Origin of the sequence: Streptomyces vietnamensis (assembly GCF_000830005.1) — a bacterium.
In the GTDB taxonomy this organism is placed as follows: domain Bacteria; phylum Actinomycetota; class Actinomycetes; order Streptomycetales; family Streptomycetaceae; genus Streptomyces; species Streptomyces vietnamensis.
Map to the genome: position 1 here is coordinate 6,946,797 of NZ_CP010407.1, position 20,593 is coordinate 6,967,389.

At 70.0% G+C, this 20,593-nt stretch carries 23 protein-coding genes; 14 read left to right on the forward strand and 9 right to left on the reverse strand.

What is annotated here, in order from left to right; genetic code table 11:
* Positions 1-91: 91 nt before the first annotated feature.
* A protein-coding gene (locus SVTN_RS43350) for an IS5 family transposase (protein WP_167352217.1) occupies positions 92-915 on the forward strand; the annotation gives its coding sequence in 2 pieces (ribosomal slippage) (positions 92-446 and positions 446-915; 825 coding nt in all).
* Here the strand turns inward: SVTN_RS43350 and SVTN_RS31225 are convergent.
* The 4 genes from SVTN_RS31225 to SVTN_RS31240 all read right to left on the reverse strand — a co-directional run bounded on the left by SVTN_RS31225 (position 905) and on the right by SVTN_RS31240 (position 3,530).
* Positions 905-1,261, reverse strand: coding sequence for a hypothetical protein (locus tag SVTN_RS31225; protein ID WP_041132099.1), 357 nt, complete (start codon positions 1,259-1,261; stop codon positions 905-907). The genes SVTN_RS43350 and SVTN_RS31225 overlap by 11 nt on opposite strands.
* Positions 1,262-1,273: 12 nt before the next feature.
* Positions 1,274-1,585, reverse strand: a complete 312-nt coding sequence (locus SVTN_RS31230; protein WP_041132100.1) for a DUF732 domain-containing protein — start codon at positions 1,583-1,585, stop codon at positions 1,274-1,276.
* A gap of 267 nt (positions 1,586-1,852) precedes the next feature.
* The gene (locus SVTN_RS31235; RefSeq protein ID WP_041132101.1) at positions 1,853-2,686 is read right to left on the reverse strand and encodes a hypothetical protein; all 834 of its coding nucleotides are present in this window, start codon (positions 2,684-2,686) and stop codon (positions 1,853-1,855) included.
* A gap of 7 nt (positions 2,687-2,693) precedes the next feature.
* Complete coding sequence (locus SVTN_RS31240) at positions 2,694-3,530, reverse strand: hypothetical protein (RefSeq protein WP_159026513.1); 837 nt, start codon at positions 3,528-3,530, stop codon at positions 2,694-2,696.
* 53 nt (positions 3,531-3,583) lie between these two features.
* Here SVTN_RS31240 and SVTN_RS31245 point away from each other — a divergent pair, with 53 nt between their 5' ends.
* From SVTN_RS31245 to SVTN_RS44410, 3 genes are all read left to right on the forward strand, one after another.
* Positions 3,584-4,153, forward strand: coding sequence for a hypothetical protein (locus tag SVTN_RS31245; RefSeq protein ID WP_041132103.1), 570 nt, complete (start codon positions 3,584-3,586; stop codon positions 4,151-4,153).
* A 77-nt stretch (positions 4,154-4,230) separates the two neighbouring features.
* Positions 4,231-5,172, forward strand: a complete 942-nt coding sequence (locus tag SVTN_RS31250; protein ID WP_159026514.1) for a hypothetical protein — start codon at positions 4,231-4,233, stop codon at positions 5,170-5,172.
* A 204-nt stretch (positions 5,173-5,376) separates the two neighbouring features.
* Positions 5,377-5,742, forward strand: coding sequence for a hypothetical protein (locus tag SVTN_RS44410; protein ID WP_159026515.1), 366 nt, complete (start codon positions 5,377-5,379; stop codon positions 5,740-5,742).
* Positions 5,743-6,417: 675 nt separating this feature from the next.
* Here SVTN_RS44410 and SVTN_RS31260 read toward each other — a convergent pair.
* Together SVTN_RS31260 and SVTN_RS31265 are read right to left on the reverse strand one after the other, a co-directional pair.
* Positions 6,418-7,266, reverse strand: coding sequence for a helix-turn-helix domain-containing protein (locus tag SVTN_RS31260; RefSeq protein ID WP_041132106.1), 849 nt, complete (start codon positions 7,264-7,266; stop codon positions 6,418-6,420).
* Between the two features lie 26 nt (positions 7,267-7,292).
* The gene (locus SVTN_RS31265) at positions 7,293-8,039 is read right to left on the reverse strand and encodes a DUF6879 family protein (protein WP_041132107.1); all 747 of its coding nucleotides are present in this window, start codon (positions 8,037-8,039) and stop codon (positions 7,293-7,295) included.
* A 377-nt stretch (positions 8,040-8,416) separates the two neighbouring features.
* Here SVTN_RS31265 and SVTN_RS31270 point away from each other — a divergent pair, with 377 nt between their 5' ends.
* From SVTN_RS31270 to SVTN_RS31285, 3 genes are all read left to right on the forward strand, one after another.
* Positions 8,417-8,641, forward strand: a complete 225-nt coding sequence (locus SVTN_RS31270; RefSeq protein ID WP_245727694.1) for a DUF7848 domain-containing protein — start codon at positions 8,417-8,419, stop codon at positions 8,639-8,641.
* Positions 8,642-9,244: 603 nt separating this feature from the next.
* A complete protein-coding gene (ligD, locus tag SVTN_RS31280; RefSeq protein WP_041132109.1) occupies positions 9,245-10,273 on the forward strand; it encodes a non-homologous end-joining DNA ligase in 1,029 nt (342 codons plus the stop codon).
* Positions 10,274-10,392: 119 nt separating this feature from the next.
* The gene (locus SVTN_RS31285; protein WP_041132110.1) at positions 10,393-11,301 is read left to right on the forward strand and encodes an alpha/beta fold hydrolase; all 909 of its coding nucleotides are present in this window, start codon (positions 10,393-10,395) and stop codon (positions 11,299-11,301) included.
* A 318-nt stretch (positions 11,302-11,619) separates the two neighbouring features.
* On the opposite strand, the gene SVTN_RS31290 is transcribed toward SVTN_RS31285, so the two are convergent.
* Positions 11,620-12,291, reverse strand: a complete 672-nt coding sequence (locus tag SVTN_RS31290; protein ID WP_041132111.1) for a TetR/AcrR family transcriptional regulator — start codon at positions 12,289-12,291, stop codon at positions 11,620-11,622.
* Between the two features lie 52 nt (positions 12,292-12,343).
* Positions 12,344-13,138: an IclR family transcriptional regulator gene (locus SVTN_RS31295; protein WP_041132112.1), complete on the reverse strand. Its 795-nt coding sequence runs from the start codon at positions 13,136-13,138 to the stop codon at positions 12,344-12,346.
* Between the two features lie 503 nt (positions 13,139-13,641).
* Between SVTN_RS31295 and SVTN_RS31300 the strand changes: the two genes are divergently transcribed.
* The 6 genes from SVTN_RS31300 (at position 13,642) to SVTN_RS31325 (ending at position 19,375) form a co-directional block, all read left to right on the forward strand.
* On the forward strand, positions 13,642-14,667 hold the full coding sequence (locus SVTN_RS31300) for an ABC transporter substrate-binding protein (protein ID WP_041132113.1): 1,026 nt from the start codon (positions 13,642-13,644) through the stop codon (positions 14,665-14,667).
* 148 nt (positions 14,668-14,815) lie between these two features.
* Positions 14,816-15,844 carry an ABC transporter substrate-binding protein gene (locus SVTN_RS31305; RefSeq protein ID WP_041132114.1) on the forward strand — a complete coding sequence of 343 codons (1,029 nt, stop codon included), beginning with the start codon at positions 14,816-14,818 and terminating at the stop codon, positions 15,842-15,844.
* Positions 15,841-16,686, forward strand: a complete 846-nt coding sequence (locus SVTN_RS31310) for an ABC transporter permease (protein ID WP_041132115.1) — start codon at positions 15,841-15,843, stop codon at positions 16,684-16,686. The genes SVTN_RS31305 and SVTN_RS31310 overlap by 4 nt, the downstream gene beginning before the upstream one ends.
* Positions 16,683-17,429 carry an ABC transporter ATP-binding protein gene (locus SVTN_RS31315; RefSeq protein ID WP_052499394.1) on the forward strand — a complete coding sequence of 249 codons (747 nt, stop codon included), beginning with the start codon at positions 16,683-16,685 and terminating at the stop codon, positions 17,427-17,429. The genes SVTN_RS31310 and SVTN_RS31315 overlap by 4 nt, the downstream gene beginning before the upstream one ends.
* Positions 17,426-18,289 carry an ABC transporter substrate-binding protein gene (locus SVTN_RS31320; protein ID WP_041132116.1) on the forward strand — a complete coding sequence of 288 codons (864 nt, stop codon included), beginning with the start codon at positions 17,426-17,428 and terminating at the stop codon, positions 18,287-18,289. Before SVTN_RS31315 ends, SVTN_RS31320 begins: the two co-directional genes overlap by 4 nt.
* 3 nt (positions 18,290-18,292) lie before the next feature.
* Positions 18,293-19,375 (forward strand): LLM class flavin-dependent oxidoreductase, encoded by a 1,083-nt coding sequence (locus tag SVTN_RS31325; protein ID WP_041132117.1) that lies wholly within the window; start codon positions 18,293-18,295, stop codon positions 19,373-19,375.
* Here SVTN_RS31325 and SVTN_RS31330 read toward each other — a convergent pair.
* On the reverse strand, positions 19,365-20,225 hold the full coding sequence (locus SVTN_RS31330; RefSeq protein WP_041132118.1) for a hypothetical protein: 861 nt from the start codon (positions 20,223-20,225) through the stop codon (positions 19,365-19,367). The two genes, SVTN_RS31325 and SVTN_RS31330, sit on opposite strands and share 11 nt — an antisense overlap.
* Before the next feature lie 105 nt (positions 20,226-20,330).
* On the opposite strand from SVTN_RS31330, the gene SVTN_RS31335 reads away from it, so the two are divergent.
* On the forward strand, positions 20,331-20,588 hold the full coding sequence (locus tag SVTN_RS31335; RefSeq protein WP_052499395.1) for a WhiB family transcriptional regulator: 258 nt from the start codon (positions 20,331-20,333) through the stop codon (positions 20,586-20,588).
* The last annotated feature ends 5 nt before the right edge of the window (positions 20,589-20,593 follow it).

Sequence of the window (20,593 nt, forward strand, 5' to 3'; positions counted from 1 at the left end):
GCAGCCTGAAGCACGGTCTGGGACTCCTCCACGCTCAAGGACTCGTCCTTAGACGTCGTTTCTTATGGCGTGATCGTTCGTTGATCCGTGCATGACGGATCTCGTGAAGCGACTGGTTCCGGACGAGTTGTGGGTGCTGTTCCGGCGGGTGGTGCCACCGACGGTGGCGATACGCCCGCAGGGCGGTGGCCGGCGCCGGGCAGGTGACCGTGAAGCCCTGGCGGCGATCATCTTCGTGGCGACGTCGGGCTGCACCTGGCGGCAGCTGCCGCCGGTGTTCGGCCCGGCCTGGCAAACGGTCTACCGCCGGTTCGCTCAGTGGAGCCAGGACCGGGTCTGGGCAAGGCTCTACCGCGTGATCCTTGACGAGCTCGGAGCGCGGGGCGAGCTGGACTGGTCGCGGTGCGCGATCGACTCGGTCAGCCTGCGGGCTGCAAAAGGGGGCCGCTGACGGGACCGAATCCGACCGACCGCGGCAAGTTGGGATCGAAGATCCACCTGATGATCACCGACCGGAACGGACTGCCGCTGTCCCTGGGCATCTCCGGGGCGAACATGCACGACAGTCTGGGCCTGGAGCCGCTTGTGCGCGGCATCCCACCGATCCGGTCCCGCCGTGGTCCCCGGCGTCGGCGGCCGACGAAGCTGCATGCGGACAAGGGCTATGACTACGACCACCTGCGCCGATGGCTTCGCGAGCGCGGTATCCGCCATCGCATTGCCCGCAAGGGTGTCGAGTCCTCGCAGCGGCTGGGCCGGCATCGGTGGGTGGTCGAGAGAACCGTGTCCTGGCTGGCCGGTTGTCGAAGGCTTCACCGGCGCTATGAACGGAAGGCCGAGCACTTCCTCGCCTTCGTCGGCATAGCCTCAGCCCTCATCGGCTACCGCCGCTTGGCCAGCCTTCTCAAGGCCTGAGCCGGTTCTGCTGTACGTCGAAGCAGATCAGGCCCATGGACTCCGCTACGGCCGCCGCGTAGGCCGACGCCTCCTTGGCCATGCTCCACCGCATGGGGAAGTAGATCAGCGGACCGCTGGCCTCGCCGATCAGCGGCCCGGTCGACCAGGGGGAGGTGTCCTCCTCGTCCTCGGTGATGTCGCACCACCGATCAAGCAACGCGGCCACGTAGGCCGCGATGCGCTCGGACGGAGGCTCTTCCACCTCGCTGTCGATGTAGCGGGCGTACAGGTCGTCGAAGACCCGGCCGGCGGTCTTGTCATCCGCCGGCCTCTCGCCTTCCCAGACAGCAAGGTCGTAGCTCATGCCAGGAGGCTCTCATGCCGCTCTGACAGCCATAAGAAACGACGTCTTAAAGCGGAGTTGCCCGGCAAGACCCTCTGCATGTTCCGGAAGGAGGTCAGCAGTCTCGCAGGCCGACCTGCCGATCTCCACCAACTCGGCGTCAGACTTCACCGAGAGCACTCCATGCTTGTCGAGCAGCGCGAGGAAGGCGGCGTTCTGCTGTTCCGCCTTACTCTGGGCTGTCGCCTGCTTCTTCGGTTCAGAGTTGCCCCCGCTGCTGCCACAGCCGGCCGCGAGAACGCCCGCTGATACGACGAGGGCGATGCTGGCTCCGAGACGGTTCATTTGGAGCGCCTTCTTCCACGCAAGGACCCCTTACGGGAAGATTGTCCACGCATGGATGCATTTCCGCCAGCGGAAGTTTTCTTACAGAGACTGCTGCGCTTCAAACGAAGTCACGAATTTCCGCAGCAAAAAGAATGGAGCGGCCCGACGGTACTGTCCCCGGGGATACCCCTGGGCGCCGGCCTCGCCCACGCACGCCATATCGGCGTGGACTGACGCCAATCCTACTGGGACCACGCGGGCGCGCACCACAGGTTCCGTCGCGACCTACGCCGCCCGCCACCATCGCCGGCGCTGCTCCGGCGCCGCCGGGGCGACATCGTCCTCGGACCTCAGCATCTCCCGGGCAACGGCAATGAATCGATCCACCTTGCCCTCAATATTCTGGCGACATCGGTTTCTTTCTACAGCCATTTCGCTGACTCGGGTTGTCAATGCCGGCAGAACGTCCGCCACCAGCACGCCAGGGAGTCCTGTCACTTCACGAACGGCATCGTATGCGCGTCGTTGGGCGGTGGCCCTCACACTCGCGTCATCCTGGTCTCTGGACCGGAGATACTCCTCTACCGCTTCAATGGCCTGTTCCGCGGCAGCAACCTCCCATGAGTCATCGCTGATAGCTCGCAGATCGAGAAGGTGGCGAACATAGAAGACGGACCCCACCGCAAAGGCGTTGACGGATTCATCCATGAGCCCCTCTCTCACTTCTGCCGCCGCCGCTACAACAGCTGCGGGAGCAACCAGAGAAATCTCTGCCGCCCTTCTGCTTACTACCTGCTCAGCATCGTCCAACTGCGCAGTCAACGCACCGTCGGAAGAATCCTCGATGTAGAAGCGCGCTTGAATTCTCTGGACTTCGCGTACTCCGTGCACGAAGTCGGCAAGTTGCACCTGCCTCACTGTCCACAGATTGGCCACTCGCTGAGCCTCGGCCGCGATCTGCGCCGCCTCACGGGCCGCCGCGGCCTGGTCCCTGCCGCCGTTCGCCTGAATCTTCGCGCCGATGATGCTGCCGAGGAGGCCGCCGACGATGGCGATGGCGGCCACCAGGGCGGCGAAGATCTCGGGGTTGTCCTCGAAGTACTGCCTGAACGCGTTCACCGGACCATCATGCCGAACCTGCGGTGGACGCAACGGAGTTACGAAGCCTCCATCGTCGGCGCTGCTCCGGCACCGTAGGGGCAACGTCCTCCTCGGACTTCAGCATCTCCCGGGCGGCGGAAACGAGGGCGGCCATGCTGTCTTTGAATGCTTCCTGATGTTCTCTTCTCCTCTCTTCAAGCCTACGCACGGGAGCACCACGGCGACGGTCTCCCAGGCGGAGAACGTGTTCCTCGGCCAAGCCGGGTACCGCTGAAACTGCCTCCTGTCGGTCGGCGTGGCTCGAACTTTCGTCGTCAAGAACCCTGATGGCCGCCAGAGCTGCACGCTTCACTTCATGTTCGCCATCGCCATAGGCGATGCGCTTCAATGCACTCCTGGCGCGGACGGTCGGGCCATCCATCAAGGCACACACATAGGCGTTTGTGGCCGCCCGAGCAACATTGAACGACGCGTCCACGACTGCCGCCGGGGCGATGAGCTGAATCTCAGCCTCCGTCAGGCTCATCGTCTTGGCGGCGGCCGACACGCGATCACGTCGGCTCTGTTGGTCTTCAACGGAGTAGTTCTTATAGAACCCATCCGCGGACATGCTGACCTCGCGGGCACTCTGGATGAACTCGGCAACCTGAACCTGCCGCACCGTCCACAGAGCGGCCACCCGCTGGGCCTCGGCAGCAATCTCCGCCGCATCTCGGGCTGCTGAAGCCTGATCTTGGCCTCCGCGTGCCTGGATCTTCGCACCTCGCACACCAGCGAAGTACGAGCCGGCGATCGCAGCGATCGGCACCACGACAGCGAAGAAGGCGGCGTGGCCCTCGAAGAACACCCTGAACGCATTCACCAGCACATCATGCCGAACGCGCCCGAGCCCCCACCCCCCCGAAGGAGGAACATGTGACCGACACCCCCTACGGCGTCCGGGGATGCCGCTGCGTCCGGGTACAGGAAGGCGGCGCCGTCTACCGCTGGGACCGCGACACCACCTGCCCGTACCACGGCCTCCTCCCCCGCGACCGCACCGACACCGGCATCTACCGCGGCGTGGACCTGTCCACTCCGCCTCTGGACGGATCCGAGTGCCCGCCCGGGATCCATTCGATCTTCGACCCGTGCGCCGGCGGCTGCCTCAACGACAACGAGGACGCCGCCGCCCGGCACTACCTGGTGTGGCGGGAGAGCAAGGGCTTACCGACGGCGAGGAAGGCGGGGGTGAAGTCAGGTGTGCGGCACCTGAGTACCGAAGCACTTCTGTTACCAGCGACGCGAGGACGTGCCCGAGTGGCCCTGCCCCTGGCCCCCGCCCACCATGACGCCGACGGCTACACCCGCACCGGCACCCCCGTCCTCGGCAGCGAGGAGCCCTGCATCGACACCGACGACTGCCGGTGCGCCGAGTGCGGCACTTGCCGACACGACCACCGCGGATTCGCGCACACATGGACGACGAAGGGCCCGGCGCCGTGACAGCGTCCCGACTCCAAACCCTCACGTCTAACTCAAATCACCTCCGTCGGCTGATGCCTGGCCACACAGTTGCGCTCATGACGCTTTGGCAAATGACGGCTCATGGCGTGCGTGCCTACTGGAGGCTCGCCTGCATCCCCATCGGCATCCTGATCAACGCCTACGGCAACAATCTCACCGATGGCGACGACCGCACCCTCGGCCTGGTTCTCTTCCTTGTAGGTGGCGTCCTCGCGATCTCCGGGATGACGCCCCTGAAGCGCTTCCTGGAGGAGAACCCGCTGCGCGACGGACTATTCAAGATCGTCGTGGCCCTATCCGGGATGGCCCTCTTCACCCTCGGTACGCCCATTGCGGTCGCGGTCAAGGTCGCCAAGGGGACGGCTCAGCCAATCGACTTCAGCCCGGCAGCTATGTCGCTGATGCTGATCTACCTCGGGCTCCCTTTCGTCATGCGATGGATGGAGCCGAAGGATTTTCTCCTTCAGCGACTCGCCGGTCGCGTTCGGAGGGCCGCCATCTCGCGGACCATCGCGAACGCGGCGGGGATCCTCGCTATCGCTGCATTTCTGAACGCACGCTTCAGCGCCACCTACCCTGCGCCGCTGCTCTCCATCGCCCTGACGCTCCTTGTCGCGATGGCCGTAGTTACCCATAAGACCTCGGCTCGCACACGGAAGCTCTGCACGCAGATCCACACCGACGTGCAGAGTCTGCTTCGCGACCTGGACACACTGAATCTTGCTCGGTCGCCGCGGAGAGCGGACGACAAGCAGGCCGACAAGCAGATGGCGGCCCGACGGAGCTGGGACGCTCTCAAGCGTGACCTCTCAACAACCGTGGACACCGGCTACCGCTCCATCGGCTTGCCGTTCCTGGCCGACGAGGTAGTAGCCGAACTGGACAGGAATGTCCTGGCCGGAATCGATGCGGACTATCCCGGAGGCGCCGCCCGGGCGCGTGCTGACCTCCAGGCCATCCAGGATGCGTGTGCACGCCATATCGACGTCTTGGCGTAGCCGGCCCGACCCGGCATCGAGCCGAGGAATGACAACCGAATAGGTGCACGCCATTGGAGCCAAGGTCAGTACATGGCCGACAGCTCTGACGCTCTCAGCTTCGGCCATCCACGCCGAACAGACGCCCACACTCCCGCTCTCGTTGCCGGACACAGAGCCCTATCCTCGACCGAACGGTGTGCCGGGCGGCAGGGGAGCAGCAACATGAGCAGATCCAGAAGATCGAGCAAGGCCGATGCTGGGGTAGCTGGCGGCTGCATAGGCTGCGTCGGCATCCTCGTCGCTATCGTTCTTTTCTTCTCTCACTTTGCCCCGAAGTTCGGCAACGTTGACGAGCTGTACCCGGTACCCGACGACGTAACGGTGACGACAGAGACCGCCACCGCTCCACCCAACTACCCAGAGGACGAGGAAAAGGAAGAAGAGACCGAGACAGAAGCGAGGGTTCAGTTCGGTTATGCCTGCTCGCCCGTCGGCGCTCTCGGGACGGCCGAAGACGGCCGTCCTGCTAAATGCTTCATGGGTAAGGACGGCCGGCGGCGGTGGGGATATGACTCCAATCGTGGCTGACTCGCCCGGTAGCAAGGTGCGGGCTCAGGGGGGGGTGGGGTGCCGACGCCTCCCCTCTGCGCACGGTCGACCCCGGCCTCGACCGTTTTTCTCCCCGGCGTCAAAATTCGGGATGATGTTGACCGAGTCAGCACCGGCTGCACGGATAGTAGCCCGTTGCTTGAGCGTCACCGAGCAGCATCCAGCTCGCCTGGTGCGGCTTCCTGCCAGCACCGCTGATGAGCCCGCAGTCGGGGTCACGATGGAAGTGTGACCGGTTATCAGCCGCGCTCGGACGTACCAGGACCGCTGACTCCCTGTGGATCTTGATGATCTCCCGTTCCTGCCACTCCAAGGCTGCCCTTCTTGCTGGGAGGGGATCGTGAGCGAGGCGGAATGCGTCGGTGGCGCCATCCAGGTCCAAGCGTGCGATGCACGCCTCAGCCCTTTCCCAGTGCAGGGCTGCGGCGCTCTCACGTTCCAGGGCGTACCGCTTCTGCGCCTCCTTCAGCTCATCCCAGTAGCACTCTCGCATGTACTTGGCGGCATCCTCCGGACCGTCTGCCTCACTGACAGGCAGTTCCCTGCGTCCCCTCACCAGTCCCCTCCTTCGAAGCTCTGTCTGCGCTGATCGTAGATGCGAGGGCCCAGCGGCGGGACGGGATCGACCGCTTCGGGATCCGTAGCAGCCCGCCATCAGACAGCTGTACGTCGCCGCGCCTCGTGGATGACTCGCTGGGCGTCGGCGCCGAACACGGCCGACTCCTTCAGAGTCCGCCAGGCTCGCATGTAGGTGGCGATGGCGTCGTGGTCGTCGATCCACAGTTCCGCGTGCCAGTCTTCGACGATCACGAGCCGCTTGTCGTAGATCCAGAATCCGGTGGCCGGCTGGATCTTCAAGGCTGCGTCGAATGGCACGATGCCGACGTCGACCGTGTCCAGCCCGATGACGCCGAGGAGCCGGTCAAGCTGAGCGGCGAGCACGGAGGGCGGGCACACGAGGGCACGCAGCGCGCCCTCCCACATCATGATCTTGTACCGCTTGCCTGAGGTGTAGAGCGCTTCCTGGCGGCGGATCCGGGCACGTACGGCGGCTTCTGTGTCCCGGGGCGACTGCATGAAATCCGCATGTCGGGTGAAGACCGCACGCGCATAGTCCGGGGTCTGGAGCATGCCTGCGATGAGGCAGTTCTCCCAGATCCTCAGAGTGGTGGTCCGATCATGCTCGGCGGTGAGCGCATCCTGGACCGGCTTGTGCCCGGAGGACAGCTGACGCTGCCACGAACGGATCTGGGACTCCATCCCCTTCAGACGGGACAGCAGTTCGTCGGCGACCTCCGGCTGCCCGGTCGCCTCAGTCCACGCGGTCAGGTCCTCGGCGGTCGCGGTCTGGCGTCCGCCCTCCAGCTTGTAGACCTTGGAGTGCGGCCAGCCGAGACGCTGGGCCAGCGCCGTGCCGGTGAGCCGACCTTGAGGGGCGGACATGCGGAGGTCGCGGAGTCTCGCCCCGAGGGCAGCCCTCGCCTGCTGGAAGTCTGTGCTCACCGGTCAACGCTACTTCGTGCTCAATCCTAAGCAGTCACGTCCGCCGTGAACCTCTCGTAAGGGACCGCGTAGTGCCAGGCCGCGTCCCGGACTTGGGCGTAGCGGTTGACCTCGACGGGTTCGGTGATCAGCTCGACGTCGACCAGGTTGTCGGAGTCGTTGAAGTTGAGCAGGGCGACCAGCCGCGAGTCGAAGATCCAGAAGTCTTCGGCGGGCAGCCGCAGCCGGTCGGCATCGGTGCGCCACAGGTTGCGGATGTCCTCGCCGACGGCGCAGTTCCGCTTGGCGTTGTCGAGGAGGTAGAGCTGGCCCGGGGTGGGCGGGTTGTCGATGATCCGTACCCGCTCGAACCGCTTGCCCTGGGCGGTCTGGGCACGGACGTTCATGCACCACTCGTCCTCGTAGTCCCACTCGACCGACTGGCCGGCGGTGAACTGCGCCCAGGTATCAGTGGCTTCGTCGGACGCGAACCGCCTGCGGGTCTCCAGCCGCCACGCGGTGTGCTCGAAGGTCTCGAAGAGCTTCCCGAACGCGTCCAGGTCGATGATGCGGGGCATTCGGGTCACTTCCTTGGGCCCGAAGTCGACGAGTAGTTCGCGCGGTACGACGACCGCGATCTCGCCGTCGTTGAGGTGCTGGAGCTGGCTGATGTCGTCCTGGTCAGTGAGGGGCGGCCCGTGGACGATGATCTCGCCACTGTTCAGGTCCTCGTGGATCGAAGGGCAGCCCCCGCCACCCGAGCCCGTGCCGTTGAACCGCAGTTGCCGCGCCATCGATCGCGTCCTTCCCCTCCGGAGCTGGTCCCCCACAGCATTCACGAGCCCCAGTCTCCGTGGCACAGCGTTTCGGGAGTCACGCGAGAACATCAGAGACCAGCCCTCCAGCGGGCGAGAACATTGGGGAACATGGCGTGGTCGCCCTGGGCCGCCGTCCCTAGCGTCTCGTTCATGAGTGAGCCCACGCGATACTCCACGGCACCCATTGAGCTGCCGTTGGACGACTGGCTGTACGCGGCGAATCCGGTGGAAGGCTGCGCCGAGTGCGCCGAAGCAATGGGGGCGCTTGAGGCCGCACGCAGACGCGGTGACGCGTCGGCTCGCTTCGCCGCTGCCCGGACGGTGCGAAGCCACCCGCATCGAGGGGGCGTGTCGTGACCCGAGTTCTGCGGTTCATGCTGCACACGATCAGGCATGCGCCCGAGGGCGGAATCACGTACGAGGCGTTCTGCTCGACGGCTGACTGCGGCGAGATGTCTGGTCCCCAGGACGAGCAGGAGACCGCGCAGGACTGGGCGCTGCAACACACGGGCCTCACCGGACATGATCTCTTCCGCCGGGTGTTCACCGACCATGCCCGAGTGACCAGGCAAGGCTGAGGTCCCCCCCGCCCCGCTGTGGGCGGCGGGCGGGGCTCGCCGCCGTCGGCCTTACCCGACGTCCGGGTCCCAGCAGGACTCCCCGGGGCCGTGGCGATGGCCGCAGTGCGGGTCGATGCGCCGCGCCAGCCGATACAGGGGGTGTCGACGGCGCGAAAGATCATGCCGTCGGTCGGCCAGGGCGCTGGGACGCCGTCGGGGTCGGTGAACATGCTGCCGAAGTGGTGCATCACGTTCGGGATGCCTGACCACGCGACGCGGGCGACGGCGTAGCGGATCCTTCCTGCGGGTCTTGTATCTGTGTCGCTGGTGTTCATGGTGATCACTGCTTTGCGCTGGTCTTGGGGCAAGTCTTGCGCGTTCTGTGGCTGCGTTGCCTCTCGCCTCTGTGGGATGTGCCCTGGATGTGCCTTGAGGGGCATCCCACTGTGCTATTTGTGCAGGTCAGGAACAATCTGCATCCACTTCGCCTCGTACTGCATCCCGGGCGGGATGCGCTTCACGGTCTTGGCGAGCATGGGTTTCACGGGCGGCATCACCGGAAGATCCATGGGGTGATTGTCCGGTATGCGGGAGTTGTCGGCGAGCCCTAGGCTGACCGGCATGGCAGGCGAGGCGGCGGCGGTGGAAGTCGAGGTCGGCGGCCGGGCCGTGCGGGTCTCCCACCCCGACAAGGTGTACTTCCCCGAGCCCGGCTACACCAAGATGGACCTGGTCCGGTACTACCTGGCCGTGGGCGACGGCGTCACCCGCGCCCTGCGGAACCGCCCCACCACCCTGGAGCGCTACCCCGACGGGGTCGCCGGCGGGTCCTTCTTCCAGAAGCACGCCCCGAAGTACCTGCCCGACTGGATCCCGACCGCCCGCATCACCTTCCCCAGTGGCCGCTCGGCCGAGGAGATGTGCCCCACCGAGCCGGCGGCCGTGCTCTGGGCGGCCAACCTCGGCGCCGTCACCTTCCACCCCTGGCCGGTGCGCCGGGACGACACCGACCACCCCGACGAGCTCCGCATCGACCTCGACCCGCAGCCCGGCACGGACTACGCCGACGCCGTCCGCGCCGCCCACGAACTGCGCGCGGTCCTCGACGAGCACGGACTGCGCGGCTGGCCGAAGACCTCGGGCGGGCGGGGCCTCCACGTCTTCGTGCCGATCGTCCCTGCGTGGACGTTCACCCAGGTCAGGCGGGCGGTGATCGCCTGCGGCCGGGAGCTGGAGCGGCGGATGCCGGAGCGGGTCACGACCGAGTGGTGGAAGGAGGGGCGCGGCAGGCGGATCTTCGTCGACTACAACCAGGCGGCCCGGGACCGCACGATGGCCTCCGCCTACTCCGTACGCCCCCGCCCGCACGCGCCCGTCTCGGCGCCGCTGCGCTGGGAGGAGATCGACGAGGTCGTGCCGCAGGACTTCGACATCAGGACGATGCCGGCCCGGTATGCCGAGGTCGGTGACGTCCACGCGGACATGGACGACGAGCGCTTCGGCCTGGAGTCGCTGCTCGAGCTGGCCCGGCGGGACGAGGCGGAACGCGGTCTGGGCGATCTGCCGTACCCGCCGGAGTACCCGAAGATGCCGGGCGAACCGAAGCGGGTCCAGCCGAGCCGGGCGAGGAAGGGGACGCCGGAGGAGTAGGGAGCCGAGGGTCGGGGCGCTTCCGGGTGGGCGTCCCGGCCCTCACTGCTCACCCTAAAACAACACGAACGGTCGTGCTAGCATTTTTTGTGCACCCAGGACGACCGAGGAGATCCGGCATGTACCCGATGGCTCCGCTCATCCGCACCGCCCTGAACACCACGGCACGCGTCGCCCCGGGCCCGGCCGGCCGCTGGGCCTTCCACCTCTTCGTCCGCCCCCTCGGCAGGGCGAAGGTGCGACCCGGGGAACAGGCGGTCCTCGCCGCCGCCCGCACCGGCACCCTCCGCGTCCGGGGCAAGGAGGTCGTCACGTACGCCTGGGGCGACGGCCGGCGGCCCGTCCTCCTCGTCCACGGCTGGTCCTCCCGCGCCTCGCGGCTCGGCGCCTTCGCCGAGGAGCTCCTCGCGCGCGGCTACAGCCCGGTCGCCTTCGACGGTCCCGGCCACGGCGAGTCCTCCGGCAGGGCCACCAACATCGTCGAATACCGGGAGATCATCCGGGAGCTGCACGCCCGGCACGGCGACTTCGAGGCCGTCGTCGCCCACTCCTTCGGCGTCCTCGCCTCGCTCTTCGCCCTCCGCGACGGAGTCCGTACGGCCCGCTTCGTGGGCCTCGGCGGCGTCGGCTCCTTCGCCATGCTCATGGAGGGCTTCCGGGCCGGACTCGGGCTGGACGACCGGGTGGTGCGGGCCATGCGCGGGTACGTCGAGGGGCACCTCGCCCCCGGCGAGCCCGGCGTCTGGGACCGCTTCGGCGCCGACCACGCGCCGGAGGAACTCGGCGCGCCCGTCCTGCTGTTCCACGACGAGGGCGACGACATGGTGCCCCTGGCCCAGGCACGGTTCCTCGCCCGGGCCCACGGCGAGCGGGCCCGGCTCGTCGTCACCCGGGGCCTCGGTCACCGCCGTATCCTCACGGACCCGGAAGTGGTGGCCGAGGCGGTGGAGTTCGCCACCGCCGGCTCCGGCCTCGTGGCGGAACCGGCGGTCGGGACACGCCAGGGGGTCAGCCCAACGGGGTGGTGATCGTGGCCGAGTTGTTGCCCGGGACGGACATGCGCGCTCCTCTCAGCAGGCGGACCGGACCGGGGCGGGAGTGCCGACGGTTCCGGCCGACCCGCACACCATGCGGGCGCGCCCGGGAGCGCACGGACGCGCGACACCTGGCCTTCACCCGGTCGGCGAGTGCGCCGTAGCCGGGCGGGCGGCCCGGGGTGCGGCGGGCGCGGGGACGTGAGAGGAAGGAGCCTTGGGGCGGTGCCGGTCGGGCGGGACCGCCCCGGTGCGACGGGCCCAGCCCGGCTCGCGGCTCAGATGGTGGGGGCTCGGGCGGTGCGGCTCGACTCAGGCCTCGTCGGCCAGTGCCTCCCGGCCCTTCTCCGTGGCCGAGGCGAGCAGCCGGGCCGTGATGCCCCGCTCGGCGCGGGCGTACGTGCCGGGGTCGCCGAACAGCACGGACTGGGCGTTGGCCGCCTCCATGAGGGCGATCACCTCGAAGGCCAGCTGCTCCACGTCCAGGTCCTCGGCGAACTCCCCGGCGGCGCGCGCCTCCGTCAGGGCCCCCTCCACGTACGCCGCCCAGTCGCGGCGGGTCCGGGCGACGGCGTCGTGGACCGGACCCGTACGGGCGTCGAACTCGGCCGAGACCGCGTAGAAGAAGCAGCCGCCCGCGAAGACCCGCTCCGAGGAGTACGCGAGCCAGTTCCGGCACAGCTCGCGCACCCGCCGCGCGCCCGGCGGCAGGTCGTTCAGCGGGGCGACGACACGGTCGGCGAAGACGGCGACGGCGGCCCTGACGGTGGCGAGCTGGAGCTCCTCCTTGGAGCCGAAGAGGGCGAAGACACCGCTCTTGCTCAGCTCCAGCTCGGTCGCGATGCGTCCCAGGGACAGCCCTTCGAGTCCCTCGACCGAGGCGATGTCCATCGTCCGGCCGAGGACGAGGCGCCGGGTCTGGTTGCCCCGCTCGACGCGTCCGTCGGTCTTGGTCCCGGTGCCGCTTGGGGTGCTGCCGCTCATGCCCCCATCGTACTGAACGCACGACCGTGCGGAAATCTCCCCGCTTCGGGGGCTACCCCGCCCGCTCTCCAGGGTCCCGCCGCTCCCCGGGGGTCAGCAGCAGCACCTCGAGGGCTCGCGCGCAGGCCCGCGCCTGGGCCACGTACCAGTCGAGCCGCGCGTCCGTGATCAGCTCGGGGGTCGCGCGGACCGCGAGCGCGAACCGGGCGTGCCCCGTCCGCTCCAGGATCGGCACGGCCACCGTCCGCACCCCGTGGGCCGACTCGCCGTCGTTGAGGGCGTACCCCGCCTCCCGTACCCGCGCCAACTCGGCCGCCAGGGCCGGCGGTTCGACGATCGTCCGCTCCGTGAACGCGTACAGCGGCGGCAGCGAGCGCGGGCCGCCCTCGCCCGCCCGGGGCCAGGCGAGCAGCACCTTCCCGAGCGCCGTCGAGTGCAGCGGCCGGCGCAGCCCCACCTTCGGCGTCACCGAACCGCCCGCCACGATCACCGCGTGCGGGCCGCTCCGAAGCGCCAAATCGGCCGTCGCGCCCGTCCGTTCGGCCAGATCGGACAGCTCGGGCGCGGCCAGGTGCAGCCCCCGCTGGTGGTACGAGAGACGGCCCAGCTCCGTCATCGCCGGACCGAGCCGGTAGCGGGCGGTCCTGGCGTCCTGCTCCAGGAAGCCCGCGCTGACCAGGGTGCGGGCCAGCCGGTGCGCCGTCGAGGTGGAGAGGCCGAGCCGGCGCGCGAGGTCGGAGGCGCTCAGGTCGGGCCCGTTGTCGTGGAAACAGTGCAGCACGTCCAGTGCGCGGCGGACCGCCTGGGCGCCCGCCGGGGGTCGGACGGTGCCGGCCTCGGTCGTCATAGGGTTCGCTCCCCGTGGGTGATCGGGCTCCCACGCTCCCACATGGCGGGAGCCGATTCGGGCCTCGGGCGAGGTCGGAAACACTGTGTTCACAAGCAATCCCACATCGTGGGAGCCGAGTTGTGGGCGACGGAACAGGCGTGGCAAGGTTCCGGCCAACACACCACGGCGGCAGCGAGTCGGAAGGAGCAGGCCGGCGATGAACGCACGACACGTACCGCTCGCCCTCACCCGGCGCCGCCACATCGACCTGGCCCGCGTCACCGGCACCGGCTGTCGCTGACGCCGCAGTCACCGATCCGCCGCCGCGCCGTCGACTCTCCCCGGCCGTGCCCGCCGGGGCCCCGGTCCTCCGTGACGTCGACGTCGACGTCGAGGGCGCCACGCGCCTGTGACCACCCGGTCCGACCTCCCCTTCTCCTCCCTTTCACCCACGGCCGCGGCCGGAGCCGTCGAGCCGCCCGCCGCCCTCTCCCGACCCTTCACACCCCGGGACACCCTCCATGACGTACGCCCGCGTGCCCGACACGCTCTGGTTCACCCGCTGCCCCGTCCCCACCGCCACCGGCGTCGCCGCCGACCGCGGCTGGCTGGCGGAGGAGTTCGCCCCCGACGGCATCGCCGTCCGCTCGCTCCAGGACGCCGAACCCGGCGCCGACCGCGCCACCCACTACACCCACGCCCTGCCAGGACTCTTCCGCGAGGGCGGCAACGTGCCCGCGCTGTGGGCCCGTTCGCGCGGCGAGCGCACCCGGCTCGTCGGGCTCACCTGGATCGAGGAGCGCCAGGCGGTGCTCGTCGCCCCCGGCTCCCCGGTCCGCGGGGCCGCCGCCCTGCGCGGACTGCGGCTCGCCGTGCCGCGCCACTCCGTGCCCATCGACTTCTGGCGGGCGATGGCCCTGCGCGGCTTCGAGGGCGTGCTCGCCTCGGCGGGGTACGGACTCGGCGACGCCGACCTCGTCGACGTACCGGCCGACGGCCGTCAGGGCCAGTGGGCCGCCGAGCTCGACGCCCTGCGCCGGGGCGAGGTCGACGCCGTCTACGTGAAGGGTGCGCTCGCCGTCGAGGCGGCCCGACGTGCCGGCGCCGAGGTGGCCGTCGAGCTCGACGACCTGCCCGACCCCGCGCACCGCGTCAACAACGGAACCCCGCGCCCCCTCACCGTCCACCAGGACCTCCTGGACGAACACCCCGAGCTCGTGGCGCGTTTCCTCGCCGTACTGCTCCGCGCCGCCGACTGGGCCGCCGGCGAGCCCGACGAGGTCGCCCGCATCCTCGGCGCCGAGACCGGGGCGGGCACCGAGGGCGTCGCCGGCGCCTACCGGCCCGGCACCCACCGCACCCTCCACCCGGACCTGTCCGGCACCCGGCTCGACCTGCTCGCCCGGCAGGAGGAGGCCCTGCGCGCCCACGGCTTCCTGCCCGAAGCCGTCGACGTACGGGCCTGGGCCGCCCCGGAGCCCCTGCGCCGCGCCCACCAACTGGCGGCGTCCGCCGCGCCGAAGCCGACCGCGCAGCCGGTCCCGTAAGACCGGGGTCCGTCAGCCCGCCCCGTACCCCCGCCGCACCCGCCCCGTACCTCCGTCGCGCCCGCCGCGCATCCCCGTCGCACCCGCCCCGTACCCCCGCGCTTCCCGCGCCCCGCCCCGCCTCACCCCCTTCCGGAGGAAGACCGCCATGCGCCCACTCACCCCGTTCGCCGCTCGGGCGGCCCTCGCGGCCCTCGCCGCCCTCGCCGCCCTCTCCACCGTCACCGCCTGCGGCGCCGCGGACGACGGCGGCGACCCGAAGGGGAAGAAGGGCGGGGAGGCGACGGTCACCGTGCGCATCCCCGACCCCGGCAACGCCGGCGTCCTCGCCCGCGGCAAGAAGGACGGCAGCCTCGACAAGGCCCTCGCCGCCGTCGGCGCCAAGGTGGCCTGGACCGGCAGCGCCGGCCCCTTCGCCCCGGCCGCCCAGGCGATGAACGCCGACCAGCTCGACATCGCGACCGGCTCCATCACCTCCGGCATCACCTCCCTCGCCCAGAGCCCCGGCTTCGCCTTCTTCACCGCCACCGACCCCGACCCCGTCGGCGAGGGCATCCTCGTCCGCGAGGGCTCGGACATCACCTCCGTCCGGGACCTCGTCGGCCGCAAGGTCGCCGTCAACAAGGGCGGCACCGGCGAGTACCTGCTCCTCAAGGCCCTCGCCAAGGCCGGGATCCCCGCCGACAAGGTCGAGCGCGTCTATCTGCGCCCCGACCAGACCGCCGCCGTCTTCAACGCCGGACAGGTCGACGCCTGGGCCGTCTGGTCCACCTACGCCGTCGCCGAGATCGGCTCCGGCAAGGCCCACTTCGTCGCCGACGGGACCGCCATCGGATCCGACAACTACAGCCTCAACGCCGTCCGTTCGGAGTTCGCCAAGGAACACCCCGAGATCGTCAAGGCGCTCTACGACTACCTCCACGAGCACAGCGCCGAGGAGAAGAAGGACCCGGCCGCCTACCTCAACGTCTTCACCGACGCCGGTCCCACCGCCGTCAACGGCAAGGCCAAGGAGGTCCAGATCGACTTCACCGCCAAGGGCGGCACGGTCGATCCCATCGGCCCGGAGGACATCGAGCGCTTCGAGACCGTCGCCCGGTTCTACGCCGACCAGAAGGTCACCCCGACGAAGGTCGACATCGCCGCCCACCTCCTCGACGTCGAGAAGCTGTCATGACGGCCGCCACCGAGGAACGGGAGCGGACGGAGGGGCTCGTCGCGCCGCGTCCCCCCGTCCGCCGCGCCCGCTCCCGTACCTACGCCGTCACCGTCCGCGCGCTCGGCCCGTTCGCCCTGCTCGCCCTCTGGTGGGCATCCTCCGCCACCGGTCTCCTCACCCCCGACGTCCTCGCCTCGCCCGCACAAGTCATCGACGCGGTAGGGGAGTTGTGGGGAAACGGGCAGCTGCCCGACGCGCTCGCCACCTCCCTCACCCGCTCCGGACTCGGCCTCGTCATCGGCCTCGCCGCCGGACTCGTCCTCGGCATCACGACCGGCTTCACCCGGCTCGGCGACGAGCTCCTCGACTCCTCCCTCCAGACCCTGCGCACCATCCCCTTCCTCTCCCTCGTCCCCCTCTTCATGGTCTGGTTCGGGATCAACGAGACCGCGAAGATCCTGCTCATCGCCGTCGCCACCACCTTCCCCATGTACGTCTCCACCACCGGCGGCGTCCGCAACACGGACCGCAAACTCGTCGAGGCCATGCGCAGCTTCGGTCTCGGCCGGTTCGCGATCGTCCGCCAGGTCGTGCTGCCCGGCGCCCTCCCCTCGCTCCTCGCCGGACTGCGGCTCTCCATGACGCTGAGCGTCATCGCGCTGATCGCCGCCGAGGAGATCAACGCCACCGAGGGCATCGGCTATCTGATGTCCCAGGCCCAGAGCTACGCCCGCACCGACATCCTCGCCGTCTGCATCCTCGTCTACGGACTCCTCGGCCTCGCCGCCGACGTGTTCGTCCGCGGCCTGGAGCGGATCCTCATGCCCTGGCGCACCGCCGGACCGGGAGGGACGACATGACCGCCGTACGCGTACGGGGACTGCGCCGGGTCTTCGGTGACCGCGCCGTCATCGACGGCCTCGACCTCACCATCGGGCGCGGCGAGTTCGTGGCCCTGCTCGGTGCGAGCGGCAGCGGCAAGACCACCCTGCTGCGCATCCTCGGCGCCCTCGACGGAGCCGACGCGGGAGAGGCCCTCGTGCCCGCCGCCCGCACCATCGTCTTCCAGGAGCCCCGGCTCATCCCCTCGAAGAAGGTCCTCGCCAACGTCACCGTCGGGCTGCCGCGCGGCGCGGAAACCCGGGCGACCGGGCTGCGGGCGCTCGCCGAGGTCGGTCTTGAGCGGCACGCCGACGCCTGGCCGGCGACCCTCTCCGGCGGCGAGGCCCAGCGCGTCGCCCTGGCCAGGGCGCTGGTCCGTGAGCCCGAACTCCTGCTGCTCGACGAGCCGTTCGCCGCGCTCGACGCGCTGACCCGGCTCCGCATGCAGGACCTGGTCGGCGAACTCCGCCGGATCCACCGGCCGGCCGTCCTGCTCGTCACCCACGACGTCGACGAGGCCGTACGCCTCGCCGACCGGGTCGCCGTACTGCGCGACGGCCGGCTCGTCACCGACGAACCCGTGACCGTCCCCGGCCCCCGCGACCCCGGCGACCCGGCCTTCGTGGCCCTGCGCCGCCGCCTCCTCGCCGACCTCGGCGTCCACACCTCCACGGACAATCCCGTCCCCGCATCCGTCCCCCTCGAAGGAGCCTCCGCATGACCGTCGTCATCGGCGTCCACCGCAGCAACCCGTCCCTCTACCACCTCTCCCGCCTCGGCTACGCGGAGGAGGAGCTCGCCGCCCTCGGCGAGACCGTGAGCTGGCACCCGTACACCGACGGGGTCCGCACCGGCGCCCATCTCGCCGACGGCACCATCGACTTCGGCGGCACCGGCTCCACCCCGCCGGTCACCGCGCAGGCCGCCGGTCACGACATCGTCTACACGGCCGTCTCCGCGCCCCGCCCCGACCACGGCGCCCTCCTCGTCCCCGAGGACAGCCCGGTCCGCACCGTCGCCGACCTCAAGGGCGGCACCGTCCACCTCGCCGTCGGCTCCTGGCAGACGCACCTCGTCGCCAAGGCCCTGGACGACGCCGGACTCTCGTACGCCACCGACATCACCCCCGTACGCGGCGACTCCGGCAGCGAGGCGAAGCTCCGCGCCGGCGAGATCACCGCCTGGGTCGCGCAGGGCGCCGAACTCGCCGCCGCCCGCCGCACCGGCGGCCTGCGCGTCCTGATCCCCACCGGCGAGGTCATCAGCGACCGGTCCGTCTTCTTCACCCGCCGCGACCTGGCCGAGCAGCGGCCCGAGCTCGTCGAGGCGCTCACCCGCGCGCTGCGGAGGGCCGACGAGTGGGCTGCCGCGCACCCGCGCGAGGCCGCCGAGATCGCCGCCGCCGACCAGGGCGGCACGGTCGAGGACTGGGAGACCGCGCTCAAGGCCCTGCCCTGGACCATCGAGGAGGTCACGGAGGAGTTCATCGCCGAGCAGCAGCAGGCCGCCGACATCTTCCACCGCACCGGCTTCGTCGACCGCGCGATCACCGTCGCCGACGCCCTGCCCCGGAAGGCCTGACCGATGACGAACCCGGCCCCCGAGGTCCTCTGGTACATCATCCCGCGCGAAGGCGCCTACCCGTGGGAGCCGGAGGGCCGCCGCCCCGTCGACCTCGGCTATCTCACCCAGCTCGCCGGGACGGTCGAACGCCTCGGCTTCACCGGCGCGCTGCTCGCCACCGACCTGTACGACGTGTGGCCGCTCGGCTCCGCGCTCGCGGCCTCCACCAGCACCCGCTTCAAGCCGCTGCTCGCCGTCCACCCGGGGCTGATCTCACCCACCCTGCTGGCCAAGATGGCGCTGAGCTTCGACAACCTCTTCGGCGGCCGGCTCCGGTTCAACGTCGTCAACGGATCGACGAACTCCCTGCGGGAGTACGGCCTGCACGTCGAGCACGACGAGCGGTACGAACTCAGTGCCGAGTACTGGTCGATCGTCAAGCGGCTCACGGCCGGCGAGGTCTTCGACCACAAGGGGAGGTTCTACGACCTCAAGGGCGCCGGAGCCTCCTTCCGCGACCTGCGCCCCGTCCAGGCGCCGCACGTCCCGCTCTGGTTCGGCGGTTCCTCGGAGCCCGGCATCGAGATGGCCGCCGAGCACGTCGACGTCTACCTCACCTGGGGCGAACCCCCGCACCTGCTGAAGGAGAAGCTGGACCACGTCCGGGCCCGGGCCGCCGCCCACGGGCGGACCCTCCGCATCGGCCTCCGCCTCCACCTCATCGTCCGCGACACCGAGGACGAGGCCTGGGCCGCGGCCGACCGGCTCCTGGACGTCACCAGCGAGGCGACGTACGCCCGGCAGCTCGGGGAGCGCGCGGGCGAGGACGGCGTCGGCTGGCAGCGCCAGTTCCGCCAGCACGGCGGCAGGGTCCCGGCCCGGGCCCGCGAGCTGGAGACCCACCCGAACCTGTGGCCCGGCATGAGCCTGTTCCGCCCCGGGCCCGGCACGGCCGTCGTCGGCTCCACGACCCAGGTCGTGGAGCGCCTCAAGGAGTACCAGGACCTGGGAGTGGACACGTTCATCCTGTCCGGGAACCCGCTCCTGGAGGAGGCGTACCGGGTGGCCGAAACGGTGCTCCCGGCCCTGGGCGTCACCCACTGAGGTCGAACACGCCCCACTCCGTGAACGGCTCGGCCTGGACGTAGACCCTGCTCCCTCGCCCGACGACCCGCCGCCGGCCGAGGGGAGCACCGTCGGACGAGGTGAGCACGCCGGTCCCGCCCACCTCGACCGAGGTCTCGGTGAGCCCTCCGTACACGATCCGGTCCCGCTCCTCGCCGTAACCGCCGACGAAGGCGACCCACCCCTCGTGGACGGCGACCGCATGGGCACCCCGCACGGTGTTGGACCGCACCTTCATGGGCAGGCCCGGCCTGATCTCGAGCAGCGGGAAGTCGGTGTAGGGGCAGGCCCAGGCGACGGCGCCGGACACGTTCAGGGCGTAGCAGTCCATGATCCATCCGGCGCCGGGGACATCCTCGGACGCCCAGCGGAGCTGCCCCGTGGCGCTCCAGCGGCGGATGCCGTCCGGGTTCTCGTCGAAGTGCCCGACCCAGAGTTCGCCGGCCTCGTCGACGAGCATGTGCTCGATCGCGTCCCCGACGGTGAAGGAGGTGGTCTCGCGGCCGCGTACGTCGAAGACCTGCACTTGAGGCCCCTTGTCGCCCCGGCGGGCGCGGGACGAGGCGAGGACGAACCCGCCGTCCGGCAAGCGGTCCAGGTGCGGCCACCGTGTGCGTACGCCGCTCAGGTCGGTGATTTCCACGGCACCGCCGTCGTGGACGGAGACCACGACCGCGTCGAAGGGACGCGGGTCACGCCCGGCCTTCGAGGGGTGCTCCGCGAGCAGCCGGTGGGCGGTGCCGGAGACGTCGACGGTGCTGGTCAGGACGTGCCGGCCGTGGTGGGCGCGGGGCAGGCGGGCGTAGGGCGCGAGGGCGGTCTTCTGCACGACCGCGATCCTCGTCGGGGGCGGGCCCGGTGGCAAAGCCTTTCGGCGCGCCGCATTGATCGAACGTTGATGGCGCGTTTACGGCCCCTCGGCAAGGTGTACGGCATGCAGACCTACACGACCGTACTGACCGCACCGGAGCCCGACATGAGCTGGCGCGAGAACGCCCTGTGCGCCCAGGCCGGGCCGGAGTTCTTCTTCCCGGCCCCGGGGTCCTCGACGCGCGAGGCCAAGCAGCTGTGCGGGGCGTGCGAGGGGCGCCTGGCGTGCCTGGAGTACGCGCTGACCCACGACGAGCGGTTCGGGGTCTGGGGCGGGCTCTCCGAGAAGGAGCGGGGGCGGCTCAAGCGGCAGGGCCGCTGAGCCGC

Excerpts from the sequence above, each read along its gene's own strand:
- SVTN_RS31225 (WP_041132099.1), bottom strand. The coding sequence starts at position 1,261 with ATGAGCTACGACCTTGCTGTCTGGGAAGGCGAGAGGCCGGCGGATGAC.
- SVTN_RS31230 (WP_041132100.1), bottom strand. The coding sequence starts at position 1,585 with ATGAACCGTCTCGGAGCCAGCATCGCCCTCGTCGTATCAGCGGGCGTT.
- SVTN_RS31250 (WP_159026514.1), top strand. The coding sequence starts at position 4,231 with ATGACGCTTTGGCAAATGACGGCTCATGGCGTGCGTGCCTACTGGAGG.
- SVTN_RS44410 (WP_159026515.1), top strand. The coding sequence starts at position 5,377 with ATGAGCAGATCCAGAAGATCGAGCAAGGCCGATGCTGGGGTAGCTGGC.
- SVTN_RS31265 (WP_041132107.1), bottom strand. The coding sequence starts at position 8,039 with ATGGCGCGGCAACTGCGGTTCAACGGCACGGGCTCGGGTGGCGGGGGC.
- ligD (WP_041132109.1), top strand. The coding sequence starts at position 9,245 with ATGGCAGGCGAGGCGGCGGCGGTGGAAGTCGAGGTCGGCGGCCGGGCC.
- SVTN_RS31285 (WP_041132110.1), top strand. The coding sequence starts at position 10,393 with ATGTACCCGATGGCTCCGCTCATCCGCACCGCCCTGAACACCACGGCA.
- SVTN_RS31290 (WP_041132111.1), bottom strand. The coding sequence starts at position 12,291 with ATGAGCGGCAGCACCCCAAGCGGCACCGGGACCAAGACCGACGGACGC.
- SVTN_RS31295 (WP_041132112.1), bottom strand. The coding sequence starts at position 13,138 with ATGACGACCGAGGCCGGCACCGTCCGACCCCCGGCGGGCGCCCAGGCG.
- SVTN_RS31300 (WP_041132113.1), top strand. The coding sequence starts at position 13,642 with ATGACGTACGCCCGCGTGCCCGACACGCTCTGGTTCACCCGCTGCCCC.
- SVTN_RS31305 (WP_041132114.1), top strand. The coding sequence starts at position 14,816 with ATGCGCCCACTCACCCCGTTCGCCGCTCGGGCGGCCCTCGCGGCCCTC.
- SVTN_RS31310 (WP_041132115.1), top strand. The coding sequence starts at position 15,841 with ATGACGGCCGCCACCGAGGAACGGGAGCGGACGGAGGGGCTCGTCGCG.
- SVTN_RS31315 (WP_052499394.1), top strand. The coding sequence starts at position 16,683 with ATGACCGCCGTACGCGTACGGGGACTGCGCCGGGTCTTCGGTGACCGC.
- SVTN_RS31320 (WP_041132116.1), top strand. The coding sequence starts at position 17,426 with ATGACCGTCGTCATCGGCGTCCACCGCAGCAACCCGTCCCTCTACCAC.
- SVTN_RS31325 (WP_041132117.1), top strand. The coding sequence starts at position 18,293 with ATGACGAACCCGGCCCCCGAGGTCCTCTGGTACATCATCCCGCGCGAA.
- SVTN_RS31335 (WP_052499395.1), top strand. The coding sequence starts at position 20,331 with ATGCAGACCTACACGACCGTACTGACCGCACCGGAGCCCGACATGAGC.